Origin of the sequence: Pseudomonas sp. BF-R-19, assembly GCF_019956445.1 — a bacterium.
GTDB lineage: Bacteria > Pseudomonadota > Gammaproteobacteria > Pseudomonadales > Pseudomonadaceae > Aquipseudomonas > Aquipseudomonas fluorescens_BH.
The window spans coordinates 1-14,727 of the sequence record NZ_JAHBDN010000063.1; the positions used below are offsets into that span (position 1 = coordinate 1).

At 59.0% G+C, this 14,727-nt stretch carries 12 protein-coding genes and 1 pseudogene; 6 read left to right on the plus strand and 7 right to left on the minus strand.

Features of this window, described 5'->3' with window-relative positions:
• Positions 1–423 precede the first annotated feature (423 nt).
• Positions 424–942 (plus strand): cysteine hydrolase family protein, encoded by a 519-nt coding sequence (locus tag KGB28_RS18365; RefSeq protein ID WP_223446879.1) that lies wholly within the window; start codon positions 424–426, stop codon positions 940–942.
• A 151-nt stretch (positions 943–1,093) separates the two neighbouring features.
• Here KGB28_RS18365 and KGB28_RS18370 read toward each other — a convergent pair whose 3' ends face one another.
• A complete protein-coding gene (locus tag KGB28_RS18370; protein ID WP_150755274.1) occupies positions 1,094–1,414 on the minus strand; it encodes an isochorismate lyase in 321 nt (106 codons plus the stop codon).
• A gap of 752 nt (positions 1,415–2,166) precedes the next feature.
• On the opposite strand from KGB28_RS18370, the gene KGB28_RS18375 reads away from it, so the two are divergent.
• A complete protein-coding gene (locus KGB28_RS18375) occupies positions 2,167–3,618 on the plus strand; it encodes a DUF1254 domain-containing protein (protein WP_223446950.1) in 1,452 nt (483 codons plus the stop codon).
• 503 nt (positions 3,619–4,121) lie between these two features.
• Entirely contained in the window at positions 4,122–5,225 is a 1,104-nt protein-coding gene (locus KGB28_RS18380; RefSeq protein ID WP_223446881.1) for a Gfo/Idh/MocA family protein, read from the plus strand.
• 4 nt (positions 5,226–5,229) lie between these two features.
• On the opposite strand, the gene KGB28_RS18385 is transcribed toward KGB28_RS18380, so the two are convergent.
• The gene (locus tag KGB28_RS18385; protein ID WP_223446883.1) at positions 5,230–6,114 is read right to left on the minus strand and encodes a LysR family transcriptional regulator; all 885 of its coding nucleotides are present in this window, start codon (positions 6,112–6,114) and stop codon (positions 5,230–5,232) included.
• Between the two features lie 147 nt (positions 6,115–6,261).
• Between KGB28_RS18385 and KGB28_RS18390 the strand changes: the two genes are divergently transcribed.
• From KGB28_RS18390 to KGB28_RS18400, 3 genes and pseudogenes are all read left to right on the plus strand, one after another.
• Complete coding sequence (locus KGB28_RS18390) at positions 6,262–7,362, plus strand: alkene reductase (protein ID WP_223446885.1); 1,101 nt, start codon at positions 6,262–6,264, stop codon at positions 7,360–7,362.
• Between the two features lie 149 nt (positions 7,363–7,511).
• Positions 7,512–7,841 (plus strand): annotated as a pseudogene (locus KGB28_RS18395) (LysR family transcriptional regulator); the annotation flags it as partial.
• A 395-nt stretch (positions 7,842–8,236) separates the two neighbouring features.
• Positions 8,237–9,409 carry a DUF1624 domain-containing protein gene (locus KGB28_RS18400; RefSeq protein WP_223446952.1) on the plus strand — a complete coding sequence of 391 codons (1,173 nt, stop codon included), beginning with the start codon at positions 8,237–8,239 and terminating at the stop codon, positions 9,407–9,409.
• Positions 9,410–9,621: 212 nt separating this feature from the next.
• Here the strand turns inward: KGB28_RS18400 and KGB28_RS18405 are convergent, their stop codons facing one another.
• The 5 genes from KGB28_RS18405 to KGB28_RS18425 all read right to left on the minus strand — a co-directional run bounded on the left by KGB28_RS18405 (position 9,622) and on the right by KGB28_RS18425 (position 14,676).
• The gene (locus tag KGB28_RS18405; RefSeq protein ID WP_223446889.1) at positions 9,622–11,019 is read right to left on the minus strand and encodes an LLM class flavin-dependent oxidoreductase; all 1,398 of its coding nucleotides are present in this window, start codon (positions 11,017–11,019) and stop codon (positions 9,622–9,624) included.
• A gap of 34 nt (positions 11,020–11,053) precedes the next feature.
• Positions 11,054–11,899: an amino acid ABC transporter permease gene (locus KGB28_RS18410; RefSeq protein ID WP_223446891.1), complete on the minus strand. Its 846-nt coding sequence runs from the start codon at positions 11,897–11,899 to the stop codon at positions 11,054–11,056.
• On the minus strand, positions 11,896–12,717 hold the full coding sequence (locus KGB28_RS18415) for an ABC transporter substrate-binding protein (RefSeq protein WP_046038301.1): 822 nt from the start codon (positions 12,715–12,717) through the stop codon (positions 11,896–11,898). Before KGB28_RS18415 ends, KGB28_RS18410 begins: the two co-directional genes overlap by 4 nt.
• 189 nt (positions 12,718–12,906) lie before the next feature.
• Entirely contained in the window at positions 12,907–13,875 is a 969-nt protein-coding gene (locus KGB28_RS18420) for a DHH family phosphoesterase (RefSeq protein ID WP_223446893.1), read from the minus strand.
• 12 nt (positions 13,876–13,887) lie between these two features.
• On the minus strand, positions 13,888–14,676 hold the full coding sequence (locus KGB28_RS18425; RefSeq protein WP_223446895.1) for an SDR family oxidoreductase: 789 nt from the start codon (positions 14,674–14,676) through the stop codon (positions 13,888–13,890).
• Positions 14,677–14,727 lie beyond the last annotated feature (51 nt).

Sequence of the window (14,727 nt, forward strand, 5' to 3'; positions counted from 1 at the left end):
GCCCAAATCGCATTTACGAACACCTATGTAGCTGACTAAGGTAATTCGCGCTTCCGTCTGCTGTTTCGCAGGCAACGCACGCAACTCTCCGTTATCGACGTACTCAGTGCGTTTTCACACAGCCTGGGTCGGATACAGCCCTTCACGACAGGCAGAAATCGGCCAAGAGCTGTCGTTGAGTCCCATCTGCATGAAATGACTTTCATCCCGGGCATGCTCACTTGCAAGACCGGCGCGCCACAGTTAAGGTCATGCTTCATGACTACGCCATGCATCGAATCGACCACAACCTTCACGACCGCCACAGGCGGGTCGTGGGAGGTTGTGTGAGTTAAAACAACGCATAACCCCAAAGACCCGCCAGTAATGGACCGGGTCTTTTTTTTGCCCCGGTTTTATTGGCACAAACGTAAGGAAACGCACATGTATGCACTTCTGATTCTCGACATGCAGGTAGGGCTTGTACACGGCCCGGATAGACCTTGGGGCAGTGAAGCGCTTCTCGATACATTGAATAGGCTGATGAGAAGTGCACGGGAGGCTGGCGCCCCCATCTTTCTCGCCCGCCACATAGGTCCGGCCGGGTCTCCTATCGAGCCGGGTAGTCCGCTCACCGAGCTTGTCCAGGAGTTGCAGCTAAGAGGTGACGAAGTGATTTTTGAGAAAAAACGTCCCAACGCCTTTGCTCAGACTGAGCTGGCTGGTCAGCTACGCGAACGCGGCTGTGAAGGCATCGTCGTTACAGGAATGAAAACTCAATACTGCGTAGATAGTACTTGCCGTGCTGCCCGCGATTGCGGCTTCGATGCTGTGCTCATCGCCGACGGACATACCTGCTCTGATACTCCAACGCTCAAAGCAGAGGCCATCGTTGCCCACCACAATGCAACCTTGGCGGGGCCATTCTGCCGAGTCGTTCAGGCTGAGGAATGGAGTTTCTAAGAAACTCCCCTGATCGACCCCGGCCAGGGTCGATCAGTCCGCTTGGCGCTGATGGGTTTCTTCTCCACTGGCCACTATCGGCCAGCCCGTCAATCACAGCGTGAGTCAATGTCTGCTTCACGCCCCGAGGAAGTCAGTCCGGACACTAGAGTCAGGTGTCGGATTGATGAGCCGTCCAGTGTTTCATTTCTTCTGCAATGAAGTGGTTCACCAGGTCACTGTACATCTTCTCGATTGCATCCGGGCTCAGGCCCTCAGCCTCGGCCCACTCGCGTCGTGTCGCCAACATGGCCTTGAAACGCTCCGGAGCACGCACCGAAGTCACTGAGGTCTTGTACTTCGAGGCAGCCAGTACGTAGTGAAAGCGCTTACCCAACAGCTTGATAACAACCTGATCTAGGGCATCGATTTCGCGTCGGATATCCTCCATGCCTGCACACTCTTCGGGCTGCAGCTGATTGATGACGTCCATGTTAGGTGACTCCGTTTGCTGAAAAATTCGTGTGCCTTCGGAAGAAGTATCGGCGCGCTGACTTCCGTGAACGATACAGCCTGAATACCATAAAATCCGCTGTCCGCCGCACGATGAGCGTTTTTTTCGCTAAGGCAGATCGGCGAACTCTTTAGACCACGTTAATCGAAAAGGCAGTGTGCAATGGTACCGGTGTTTGACTGTCCGCTTGTGGCCGATTTCTGCCTTCCACGACCGGCTGAAGCCGACCCATAGCGGTCTTTGGCGGACCTCAAGAGTTAATCTCTGACTATCCGTTTTTTGGCTGCTGATCACGATTGGCTGTTCTCGAAGCCAAATGGTCCGTAACGGCGGCGCGTAAATATTACGGAACTGAATCTGAGCTGCTCAGCTGCGCAAGGGAATGCTGGCTTATTGTGATCTACACTCCCTGAGCGTGTGAGTAGACGCTTCGCCACAAGATTTACTCAGTCGCTAAGTTTAGAGATAGACCTGAATTTTAGTGAGTCGCGGTCTGGGCGGGGGCACGCCAGTCGATCAGCAAAAAACCTTGTCTGGCAATCGTGTATCAGTCGAGTTCGACAACACCTGGATTGAAGCCCTGATCGCCCACATGACCTGGCACCTACTGAAAAAGTCGGGAGGGTTTCAGGCATTCAGATGATTTCACCGTGGCCACGAAGGCTCACGGTGCCAGCTTGCTCAAAACTAATGAGGTGGAAATGAACAGGAAGTCAAACCGGGGCTGGACAATGGCTGCGGCAGTCGTCGTAGTGGGTTCAACGCTTTTCGCGGGGTGTGCGGGCAAAAACGATCCTATCGCGCAGGCAGACAAGGCGGATGAGGCCAAGGGTGTGCCCGCGCCGAGTCTGGAGCAAACCAAGGCGATCGCCGAGGAAGGCTTTATCTACGGCTTGCCGCTGGTTATGAACTACGCCGTGATGAACGAATTCGCGGTGGACTCCAAGTCCAGCCAGTTCAAGGCCCCCTTCAACCAACTGCACAACGATCATCGGGTCGCGACACCGGCTGACACCGCCATCATTACACCCAACAGCGACACGCCGTACTCGATACTCTGGGCCGACCTGCGTGCAGAGCCGCTCGTGATTACCGTGCCGGCCGTCTCCAAAAAGCGCTACTACTCGGTGCAACTGATCGACGGCAACACCTACAACTACGGCTACATCGGGAGCCGGGCAACTGCCAGCGCGCCCGGGAGCTACATGATTGCAGGCCCCGACTGGAAGGGTGCGACACCTCCAGGCATCGAGAAGGTGTTCAGCTCCACGACTCCCTTCGCACTGACCCTGATCCGGACCCAGTTGTTCAATCCGGCCGATATGCCAAATGTCGAGAAGTTGCAGGCGGGCTACAAGATCCAGTCGCTGTCCGCCTTCCTCCATCAACCTGCGCCGCTCGCTGCGTCGAAGATCGATTTCGTGCCGGCCACCACGGATGGCATCAAGGCCAACTTCTACGAGTACCTGTCGGCCGCGCTGCAGTATGTGCCAGCATCGGATGACGACAAGGAGATCCGGGCCAGGCTGGCCAGTATTGGCGTAGGTCCTGGGCGGAACTTCGAGTTCAAGGACCTCTCGCTTGAGCACAAGGCCGTGGTCCTGCTCGGGATGAAGGCCGGCGACGAGAAGGTCGACAAGTTCCTCTCGAGCGGAATGAAGAATATCAACGGCTGGAGCGTCGGCGCGTTCTTCGGCGACCAGGCGTTCTACAAAGGCGACTGGCTGATGCGGGCTGGCGCAGCGAAGGCTGGTCTGTACGGTAATGACGCCGCCGAGGCGATGTACCCCATTACGCGTACCGATGGCACTGGCCAGACGTTGAATACCGGCAAGCACAGCTACACGCTCACCTTCCCCGCCGGCAAATTGCCGCCAGTCAATGCCTTCTGGTCGGTGACCATGTACGACGGCAAAAGCCAACTGCTGATCAAGAATCCGATCAACCGCTACCTGATCAATTCGCCAATGCTGTCGGCCATGAAAAAGAACGCGGATGGTTCACTGACGCTGTACATCCAGAAGGATTCGCCGGGCAAGACCAAGGAGTCCAACTGGTTACCCGCGCCTGACGACTCGGCCTATCTGGTGATGCGCCTCTATTGGCCGAAGGCCACGCCACCTTCGATTCTTCCCGCTGGTGAAGGCAGCTGGCAGCCACCGGCACTGGTGGTATCGAAGTAGTGCGACTCTTGCGATCCATTGCTGGCACTCGCCGTAGGTCGGTGTAGGCCAGTGCTACCTTTTTGCCAATAGCAGCCGATCATGAAGGGTTGCTATTGGCCGTTCTCTGCCGATCGTGGTTACAAAGCATTCCGGTCAAATCCGTCGCAATCACTGGTCAGGTCGAATGCAATCGGGTGGTCAAGTGCCGTGCAATTTTTCCAAAAAAAGACTGAAGTCAATACGGAAGGCTTGGGCCAAACCTCTCGGTAGTCCTGGTGCGGAGTATTGCGGACACCAGCGTCCGAAGTGTTCGGATCTCTAACGCATTTTTCCCGACTACATCTCTCCCTACACTGGCTCGACCAGGTTTTTCGCAGTTGGAATACCTTGGCGCCATGACGTTATTTGCCGTGGCCAACCTTGGCTTTATCAGCGCCCTCTGCGCGGTATTGGCCTTATGCCGCCAGCCGTCGTCGCCCGACAACGCAACCTTTCCCTTCAAACCAGGCTCAGGAGTTTCCATGACCCTGTCATCAAAAAAAATTCGAGTGGGTCTCATTGGCGTCGGTCATTGGGCCGAGTACGGCCACTTGCCCGCCCTCCAGTTGCTTCCCGACTATGAGCTGACGGCAGTCCACAGTCGCAGCCCGGAAAAAGCCGCCGAGTTGGCACTGCGCCACGGCATCCGCTTTGCACTCGATTCCGTGGAGGCGCTGGTCAATCATCCGCAAGTGGATCTGGTGCTCGTGCTCAACACGGCACCCCAGCACGAGGCCACCGTACGAGCAGCCATCGCCGCCGGCAAAGATGTGTACTGCGAATGGCCGCTGACGCCCAGCAAGGCCGTGTCGCAGGAACTGATAGCGCTTGCCGAGAAGGCTGGCGTTCGGCATATCGTCGGATTGCAGCGTCGACTGAATCCGGACTATCGCTACGTACGCGATCTGTTAAAGGACGGCTACATCGGGGAACTGCGTTCGGTACGGTTGCATGTCAGCGTCGAATATTTCCAGCGTGAACGCCTGGCTGCCCTGCACTTCACCATCCCGCCGGAGAACTTCTCCAGCCTGCTTTCCATCTATGGCGGTCACTATTTCGATGCGGTGTTCAGCACGCTGGGCCATCCGCAGAGCATCAGCGCTCTGACAGTAAACCAGTTCCCGGAAGTGACGCTGATCGAGACAGGTGAGGTACTGAAACACACAACGGCCGACCAGGTTCTGGTCAACGGTACCTTCTCCAACGGGGCTGTGCTGACGGTCCATATCGAAGCCGGGAAACGCAGCAACCATGGCATACAGCTGGACCTGACCGGCACCCAGGGTGATCTCAAGATCTGGAACACCACCAGTTTTGGCGACCAGTTCAATACCATCGAAGCGGCCCAGGGCGACTCGCAACCGATGCATACACTCACGGTGCCGCCGCGCTACAACTGGCTGCCGGAGAATGACCTGGGCGGCAGCCAGCAGGAACTGGCCCACTTGTATGCCGCCTACGCCAGGGATGTGCGCGACGGTACCCAGGTTGCACCGACCATGGCGGATGCCATGCGCATGCACGAATTGATCGATGCCATCGAAATTTCCAACCGCGACGGTGTGCGCCTGAAGCTGCAGGCGTAAGCGATCAGATGCGCAAATGCGCACTCATGTAGTCAATGAAAACGCGCAACTTGGGTGAGGCATAACGGTTGGCTGGCCACAGCATCCAGAAGACGACCTGGCGGTCAATGCAGTCGTCCAGCACGGTGACCAGCTGGCCGCTTTCCAGCGCTTCGCGCACCAGGAAAGTCGGCAGAAAGGCAATGCCCCTGCCCTGGATTGCGGAGTAGGCAAGTGGCTCGATGGTGTTCGACGTCATCGTGGCGGGCAGCACCAGTTCAGCCTCGGAGGCTTCGAGTCGCAGCGGCCAGCGTTCCAGCTTTCCGGTTGCGGGGAATTTGTGCTGCAGGCATGCATGGCGTTCCAGTTCACGCGGATACGCGGGTACGCCATGCCGCTTGAGATACGTCGGCGACGCCACCAGCACATGTGCGCAGGAACCCAGGCGGCGCGCAGTCAAGCGAGAATCGGTTTGCTCGCCGGTGCGAATCACCACGTCGAACCCCTCCTCGATCACATCGACCATGCGATCGCAAAAATCGATATCCAGTTCGACTTCCGGATACTGCTCCATGAACCCGTCAAAGGCCGGCATCATCAGGTCGCCCAGTAGCGGAGTGCCTACGCGAAGTCGCCCACGTGGACTGCCAGCCAGGCCTGACAGCTCGGACTCGGCAGCGGTGACCTCGCTGAGGATGCGCCGGCAGCGCTCAAGGAACAGGGTCCCCTCGGCCGTCAGCGTGATGCTGCGTGTGCTGCGATGAAACAGCCGCACATGCAAGCGCTCCTCCATCCGGGCGATGGTTTTGCCCACGGTCGAGGATGACACCCCCAACTGGCGGGCGGACTCGGTAAAGCTGCGCGTTTCGGCAACCTGCACGAACATCGAGATGCCATTCAGACTTTCCATCACTTTTCCTGCCTGCTCCGACAGAACCCCACCAACAAGGCGGGATTACGGAAAAAACATCCGAAATGTTCGGCTTCGCGGGATATTTTTCTCCGCGAATTTTACGCCTACATTGGCGCCATCCCACCACTGATAGGTATCGTTGTCATGTCCAAACTGCATACGAGCATCCAGATAGGTCCACACCGGATTTCCCATCGCGTCGTTCTGGCGCCACTTACCCGTATGCGTGCCGAGCCGGGCGCCATCCCTGGCCAGTTGATGGCCGAGTACTACGCCCAGCGTACCACCGCCGGTGGCCTGCTGATCGGCGAAGCGACTATCGCCGCAGCCAATGGTAATGGCTACCTCGGTGCTCCCGGTCTGTATGACGACAGCCAGATCGCCGGCTGGAAGCTCGTGACCGATGCGGTTCATGCCAAGGGCGGCAAGATCTTTCTGCAGCTCTATCATGCGGGGCGCCAGTCAAATAGCCTCCTGCAGCCGGGCGGCGCCCAGCCGGTGGCCCCTTCCGTCGTGGACCACGGCGGCCTCGCCTTCACCGAGACTGGCTGGACCCCCGGCAGCCCGCCGCGCGAACTGACCATCGCGGAAATCCGCGGGCTGGTGGAAAGCTTCCGCGCCGCGGCCGAGCGCGGTATCGCAGCCGGATTCGACGGCGTGGAGTTGCACTCGGCCAACGGCTACCTGTTTGATCAGTTCCTCCAGGACGGCAGCAACAAACGTACGGATATCTACGGTGGCTCGTTCGAGAACCGCAGCCGGTTCCTGCTCGAAGCGGTAAAGGCGGTGATCTCCGTCTGGGGCAGCAATCGGGTGGCAGTACGCCTGGGGCCGAGCGGCAATTTCGGCGATATGTCCGACAGCGATCCCATTGGCCTGTTCACCTATGTCGCGCGCGAACTGAACAAGCTGGACCTCGCCTATCTGCACCTGATCGAACCGCGCATCCTGGGTGTCGCCGAAGACGAGCGCCGCGACCAGAATCCGGTGGCGTCCCAACTCATCCGCCAGCACTACAAGGGCACGCTTATCGCGGCGGGCGGTTTCTCCGGTGAATCGGCCAACGCGATCCTTGAGGCCGGCGATGCAGACCTGGTCGCGTTCGGCCGCCACTTCATCGCCAACCCTGACTTGCCGGAGCGCCTGCGCAATGGCTGGCCGCTGAACCCGTATGACCGCGAGTCGTTCTTCGGTGGCACGGAAGTGGGTTACACGGACTATCCTTTCCATACCGAAGTTGCGTGATCATTTGCACCACTGGTAGCTGGGGTCATAGTGCCCCGGCTACCTCCCTCCAAAAAATCACTCCCCCAATCTGCCGCGTTTCACAGTCGCCTCTGCCAGCGGGGTCAAGGTGCTAACCCAAGAAAGACCTTTTCTCCTACAGGCTTTTCACAAGGGTGGCGCGACTGAGCAGTTTTTCGGCCGCAGCACGCGAGGTGGGTCTTTCTCAATCCCAGGTCTCCAGGATTGTCGCCGAGCTCGAAGCCGATCTCGGCACCCTGCTGCTGGCGAGATCGACACGTGCCGTCGTACCGACCGAGGCCGGGGCGGATTTTCTCTCGCGCATGGAACCCATCCTCGTCACGGTGGAAGAAGCCGAGCAAAGCGTTCGCGGTGGCCTGGAACTGCATGGGGTCGTGCGGATCAGCATGCCAACGAGCATCGGTGTACGGGAAATCATTCCGCGATTTGCGTTTCGAATGCCAACTGGCAGTCGCTGAAGACGACTTCGTCATGTTGCACGGTCGCTTCACTGGCCTCGGCCAGCCGGCGAACTGGGTCGTGGTCGATATCCTGCGCCTTGAGGGCGGCGTGATGGTCGAACACTGAGATGTGATTCAGGACGAGGCGACGCGCGAAGGTTCCGCCGGCGGGCACCCTATGTTTGGGGATCAGTTCCCAGGCTGATGCTCCATTAAACAATTCAAGGAATTCAGGCCGAACTCAGGCGACGCTCGATTGCGGGACGCATTCCTTGAGTTGAAGGCGTCTCGGTAGACAGCTATCAACGCAATCAGACAGTCGCCCTTGGTGGATATGTTATGTTATACCTTATACAAACATGCACTGTCAGGCTCCACTGGCAGAGCCATCCACTCCCTGCTTGCGACATTCGATGACAACTTCTACTCACATCCCCCCCATCACACGCTTGAACCAACGCCTGCTGTCCATTGATGCCCTGAGGGGATTGGTAATCCTTCTTATGCTGTTGGATCACGTGCGCGAAACGTTCTTTTTGCACCGTCAGGTAACAGACCCGATGGACATCGGCTCCACTGAGCCGGCGCTATTTTTCAGCCGCACACTTGCCCATTTGTGTGCGCCGGTTTTCATACTGCTCACTGGACTTTCCGCTTACCTGTATGGCCAAAAGCACCAGGGCAAGGGTGATGTGTCAGCCTTTTTGTTCAAGCGCGGTCTGTTCCTGGTACTGCTGGAGTTCACCCTGGTGAATTTCGCCTGGACATTTCAGTTCCCGCCTACGGCGATTTACATGCAAGTGATCTGGGCGATTGGCATCTGCATGATTGCCCTGGCCGGACTGGTCTGGTTACCCAGGCCCATTCTGTGCTGCCTGGGCCTGGTGATCGTGGCCGGGCACAACCTGCTGGATAATGTGCACTTCGCGACAGGCTCGCCCATGCATATACCCTGGGCGATTCTGCATGATCGCGGCTGGATCGAACTCTCCGACGGCTTGCGCCTGCGCACCTCTTATCCTGTGCTGCCGTGGATCGGTGTGATCGCCCTTGGATACAGTATCGGCCCCTGGTTCGCTGGCCAGGTTTTGGCCGCAGAGCGTCAACGTACCCTGCTGCTTGCAGGGGCCGGGACATTGATCGGATTTGTCGCACTGCGAGCAGTCAATGGTTATGGCGAGGTGCATTGGGTCGCCCATGAAGGCCTCACGCAAACCCTCATGAGTTTCTTCAACATCACAAAATACCCACCTTCCCTGCTGTTCCTTTCGCTGACGCTGGGCATGGGCCTGTTACTGCTTCGTGCCCTGGAACGGGCTCAACAACGCAAGTGGGTCAATGCATTGGCAGTCTTTGGCGCGGCGCCGATGTTCTTCTACTTGCTCCACCTTTACGTACTCAAGGCGCTGTATCTGGTCAGCGTGGCGCTGTTCGGATTGAACCAGGGAATTTTTTTCGGTTTCGACAGCATTTGGGCTGTGTGGCTGACGGCGGTGCTCTTGGCTTTGTCCCTGTATTTGCCTGTGCGCTGGTTCGCGGCATTGAAAGCACGCCGTCGCGATATCGGATGGCTCAAATACTTCTGATCAGGGCATTTGCCCACAAAAGGGGCCCCTGGAGAGAATGCCCGTCAGTTAAGTGTTTGAACACCGCAAACCTTGTGGGAGCGAGCTTGCTCGCGATGACGGTCGCACATTCAAAATCAATGTATCTGACAGTCCGCCATCGCGAGCAAGCTCGCTCCCACAGTGTCCCGGGCTTAACTGACTGGCATTAGCCTCTGGAGAGCCCCTTTTTTCTAGACTGCCCCGTCCTGAAAACCTTTATCAAAGCGGAATGAGGCGCCGTAAGCCGAATCCGGTAAATGGTTAGCGCCATCGTCCCGTAACCGCGAACGGAAAGTACCGCTCTGTGGCTGGGTGCGATACAAACCACGTTTTTGCAGTTCAGGAATGACCAGTTCAACGAAGTCCTCGAGGCTGCCCGGGCTGATCAGCGGGTTGAGCATGTAGCCGCTGGTGCCGGAGATTCGGGCGTGCTCTTCGATCCGATCGGCCACTTGGTGCGGCGTTCCCACCAGAATCAGATCACTGCCCCGGGTGACGTTGGCAAAGCGCTGTTTGACATCGCCGGCGGTCAAGGGCTTGCCACTGCCATCGGGACGCATCACGTAGGAGGTCATGCCTTCGGTGTGAGTGGATAACGCATCGCTGTCTGCGTAGCGGCTGATGTCGATACCGGTATCACCGGCATAACTCACCAGCTGCGCCTGCAAGTGATAGTTGCTTTGCAGCTCGTCATATTTGCGCTGGGCTTCGATCTCGGTCCTGGCCGTGACGATGCGCAGGACCGTCAGTGATTTGACATCTTCAGCGTGACGCCCCCGTGCCCGGGCCTGCGTCCATATATCTTCCAGTCCCTGGCGAATCTCCAGCGGGTTGGACTTGGCGATGAAAATCAGTTCGGCGTGCTTGGCCGCAAACTCCCGACCACGGCCTGACCAACCGGCCTGGATCAGCAAGGGTGTGCGTTGCGGTGACGGGGACGTCAAATGCGGCCCGGCCACCCGGTAATGCTCGCCAACATGATCGATCGGTCGCACGCGATCGCCCTTGGCATAGACCTGGCGAGACTTGTCGGCCACCACGGCATCGTTTGCCCAGCTGCCTTCCCAGAGTTTGTAAACCACATCGAGAAATTCATCTGCGCGTTCATAGCGATCATCGTGCTTGATCATCTGCTCCAGGCCGAAGTTGCGAGCGGCGCTGGTCAGGTAGGAGGTGACGATGTTCCAGCCGACCCGGCCATTGGTCAGGTGATCCAGCGTGCTGAAACGCCGGGCATGGGTGAACGGATGCTCGTAGCTGGTGGTGACAGTGACGCCGAAGGCCAGGTTTTCCGTCACGGCGGCCAATGCCGGGATGATCATCAACGGATCGTTGGCCGGTGCTTCCACCGCCCACTTCATGGCCGCGTCGGCATTACCGCCAAACACATCGTAGAAACCCAGCACATCACCAAAAAACAGCATGTCGAGATGAGCCTGGTCGGCGATGCGTGCCAGGTTCGACCAGTAGCCCAGCGAGTTGATGGTCAGTCGTTCGTCAGCCGGGTGCGTCCAGAGGCTCGGCGCGCCGCCACAGCCGACACTGGCTTGCTCGTATAACGCAAACAACAGAGGTTTTGGATCGGACATCGTAGTACCTGTAAAAGTCATTAAACGGAGCGGGTCAGCGCTGATGCTTGAAACCTTTGCCGTAGTGGCGTTCAAGACGGTTCTGTATCAACTCCAGTCCAATGGACAGGAGCCAATAGATAACGGCTGCGGTGGTGAGCATTTCGATGTAGCGGTAGGACGAGCGACCGTACGACTGCGCGAGGAACATCACTTCCCAGACCCCCATCACCGATATCAACGATGAGTCCTTGAGCATTGAAATGAACTGACTGGTTGTCGGGGGAATGATCGTGCGCATGGCTTGCGGCAGGACGATGTGCAGGAACGTTGCCGCAGGCCCCAGCCCCAGAGCCATCGCCGCTTCGCGCTGTCCGGGTGCTACAGCCATGATGCCGGCCCGAAAAATCTCGCTGAGGTAGGCACCATAATTGAGCGAGAGCGCAATGATCCCCGCGCTGATGGCGCCAGGAACCACACCCAACTGCGGCAGCCCCAGGTAGATCAGCAGGATCTGGATCAGCAGTGGAGTACCGCGAAAAAAAGACGCATAGAAACTGGCAATGCCGAAAGCCACTGCACTGCGAGACAGGCGCGCCAGCGCCGTCACGAAGCCAAGGAGCAACGAAAGCCAGATCGAGCAGAAGCACAAGAACAGCGTCAGTGCGGCGCCCTGCAAGAAACCGTCAGGCCCCAAATGCAGGCCGACCAGATTGGGCAGTTTCTGCAGAATGATCGAGAACTTCAGATCGAAACTCATGAAAAACATGACGCACAGGCCGAACAGCACTGCCCAGGTCAAATACAGGCGAGTGCGAAACCCCAGTAGCGGGCTGAAACGACGCGTCTCGGTTTCGGAGGTTACAGCCGCCTTGGCCGGGTGTGGATTGAGGGCTGTCATTGGCTGATATCGGCACCGATCCACTTCTGTGAAATCTTGCTTAATGTGCCGTCGGCCTTGAGTTGGGTGACGACCTCAGTGACTTTGGCGTTCCATTGCGGATCGCCCTTTTCGATCGCGACCACGTTAGGCTCCGCATACAGCGTGTCGCCGGCAATTTTGAAGCGAGGATCCTGGGCAATGCGTTCGCGAGCGGTGATGAGGTTGGTGACCATGGCATCCAGGCGCACGCCGGTGCCCAAGGCCAGATCCTGGAAGGCGACCGTTTCGTTGTCGTAGGGCGCGACCTGGACGCTTTCGAATGGATAGCTCAACGGCTTGTCCTCGGCGCCCTCGATCACCAGATCCTTGTTCAGATAGGCTTCATAGGTCGACGCACTGATCACACCGACTTTTTTACCTGAAAGATCCTTGCCCGTGACAATGTCCTTGTCTTTGGCATTCACCACGATCACGGCCGGTGACTGGTAATACTCCACCGGGAAGTCGAACACTTCGGCCCGCGCCTTGCTCGGGGTCATCGAGCAGACGCAGATGTCATATCGTCCGTTCCAGTGTCCTGCAGCGATGACATCCCAGGACGGTGTCTGCAGCTTCAGCTTCACCCCTAGCCGTTGCGCAACGGCCTTGGCGACATCCACGTCAAACCCGTCCAGCTGGTTCTGTTCATTGAGAAAGGAGAATGGCGGATAGCTTTCCATCAGAACGCCGGTCAGCTCCCCGCTGCTGGTTACGCGATCCAGAGTGGCGCCCGCGAAAGCCGTCGAGCAGGTAGCCAGTAATGCCAAGCCAAAAGGTAAAAGCGCCTTAGTGTTCACAGACAAGTGCTCCAATCGATTCAAAATACTGAATAGATTAAAACGCACTATAAAAATACTTTGTACTTACTTTATGGAATATAAGACTACGTTCAAGCTATATTGGATCCAGCGGTCCAGGCGCCTGCACCGCTGACCCTTGGTGACAAGCAACACCCCGACCGATCCGTTCGGGGCGTTGCTCTTTGCTCAGCGATAGCAATCGAGCAGGCGTGCGGCGACTTCCTTCAACTGCGTGTCGGCCAGACGGTTGATCCCGGCAGCACGCTTGCGCCCTCCCCCCGTTGGAAACTGCCGGCAGAAGGCATCCGCCGTCAGCCCGGCCTCTTCCGGTACCCGCAGGCTGAACGCCCAGTCACCGTCCGCCCTGGCGCTGAGCAAGCCGATCGCCTTGCGCGGTGCACCGGCCGCCAGCTGGTTGGCCAATACGCCACTGACCCGCCGCGCCCAGGGTTGCGCGGGCAGGCGGTATAGCTGCGCGCCCCGGCCCTCGTGCCAGGGTTCAAGGCCGGCGGCAGCGGCCATGTCGGCGGTGTGGCCGCTGCGCAGGGTGGTGAAGCTTGTGCTGTGGCGGATGAAGTCCAGCGGGTCGTGGTAAGGCAACAGCTCGGCGGCCAGCGCCAGCGGCTCGAAGTGCAGGTCCGACAGGCTGTCGCCGTAGGCGTTGTAGTTGAGCAGCAGGCCCAGCTCCTCCAGGGCCTGCACCTCATCGTTGGCCAGGCCATGCTGCGTCGCCAGCGCCCGTGCCGGGCCGGTCAGGCCGTCACCAAAGGCCGCGGCCACCGCCCAGCGGTGATGACGCCCGTCCAGGTAGGTGTTGACCAGCAGGCTGGTGCACACCTGGGCGCCAGTGTCGATGAAGGACTCGAACGCCGGATGCCGCGGCAGTTCGCCTGCATAGTGATGGTCGAAATAGCGTACCCGGGCGCCGCCGTCGAGCAGGCGCCGGGTGGCCTCGCGGTTCTGCTCGTGGGCCACGTCCAGCACCGTGACCCGCTCGCCGGGCCCGGCCTGGACCCGGCGCAACAGCTCGATGTCGCGCTTGACCCCGCTGACCAGGCGCACCTGCGAGTCCAGTTCGCCCGCCAGGCGCAACTGCTGCAGGGCGCACAGACCGTCGGCATCGCCGTTGAAGGCGCAGTGATCGATTGTGTTCATCTGCCCTGCTCCTCAGTACATGACTTCGCCGCCGTTGGCATCGAGTTGCGCGCCATTGATCGCACTGGCGTAGTCCGAAGCCAGAAACAACGCAGCGCGGGCGCACTCCTCGTCGCTGCGCATGCGCCCGCCAGGAATGCCGGCACTGAACTCGGCGCGCACCTGTTCTTCGCTGACACCACGGGCGGCAGCATTCTGGCGTACCAGGGCCTGCACCGGCTCGCCCCACATCCAGCCACAGGCCAGAGCGTTGACCCGCAAACCGTGGGCCGCCTGCTCGCTGGCCAGGTAGCGCACGCTGGCCGCCAGGGCGCTTTTCGACGCGGCATAGGCCGCCCCTCCCTGATACGGCTTGCGCACGCCCAGGGTGTTGATCATGACGATCGCCCCCGCGCCCTGCGCACGCATGGGTGCCAGCACCGCGCGGCTCATGTTCAGCGAGCCCAGCAGATTGACCTCCAGCGCCTCGCGCAGCGGGTCGTTGTCCGCCTCGTCCACCGCCTGGAAACCGCCATGGGAAAAGGCGCTGTTGATCAGCGCATCGATACGGCCGAATTGCTCGAGAGTGGCTTCGGCGAAACGCTTGCAGGCCTGCACATCGGTGATGTCGGTGGCCACGCACAGCACTTGGCAATGCCCGGCGACCGCCTTGATGCGCTGTTGCGCCTCAAGCAGGCGGCCCATGTCGCGGGCACCGATGGCCACGGCTCGCGCCCCTTCGCGCGCGGCCTCCAGGGCCAGTTTGATACCCAGCCCGGGGCCGATGCCCGAGACCATCACGACTTTATCTTTCAATAGCATGGGGGAATCCTTTTATTGTTATGGGCGACTTGCAGCGTCTGACCAGTACAG

What these genes read in the sequence shown, in the direction of transcription:
- KGB28_RS18365 (WP_223446879.1), top strand. Translation starts at nt 424, where the DNA reads ATGTATGCACTTCTGATTCTCGACATGCAGGTAGGGCTTGTACACGGC.
- KGB28_RS18370 (WP_150755274.1), bottom strand. Translation starts at nt 1,414, where the DNA reads ATGGACGTCATCAATCAGCTGCAGCCCGAAGAGTGTGCAGGCATGGAG.
- KGB28_RS18375 (WP_223446950.1), top strand. Translation starts at nt 2,167, where the DNA reads ATGGCTGCGGCAGTCGTCGTAGTGGGTTCAACGCTTTTCGCGGGGTGT.
- KGB28_RS18380 (WP_223446881.1), top strand. Translation starts at nt 4,122, where the DNA reads ATGACCCTGTCATCAAAAAAAATTCGAGTGGGTCTCATTGGCGTCGGT.
- KGB28_RS18385 (WP_223446883.1), bottom strand. Translation starts at nt 6,114, where the DNA reads ATGGAAAGTCTGAATGGCATCTCGATGTTCGTGCAGGTTGCCGAAACG.
- KGB28_RS18390 (WP_223446885.1), top strand. Translation starts at nt 6,262, where the DNA reads ATGTCCAAACTGCATACGAGCATCCAGATAGGTCCACACCGGATTTCC.
- KGB28_RS18400 (WP_223446952.1), top strand. Translation starts at nt 8,237, where the DNA reads ATGACAACTTCTACTCACATCCCCCCCATCACACGCTTGAACCAACGC.
- KGB28_RS18405 (WP_223446889.1), bottom strand. Translation starts at nt 11,019, where the DNA reads ATGTCCGATCCAAAACCTCTGTTGTTTGCGTTATACGAGCAAGCCAGT.
- KGB28_RS18410 (WP_223446891.1), bottom strand. Translation starts at nt 11,899, where the DNA reads ATGACAGCCCTCAATCCACACCCGGCCAAGGCGGCTGTAACCTCCGAA.
- KGB28_RS18420 (WP_223446893.1), bottom strand. Translation starts at nt 13,875, where the DNA reads ATGAACACAATCGATCACTGCGCCTTCAACGGCGATGCCGACGGTCTG.
- KGB28_RS18425 (WP_223446895.1), bottom strand. Translation starts at nt 14,676, where the DNA reads ATGCTATTGAAAGATAAAGTCGTGATGGTCTCGGGCATCGGCCCCGGG.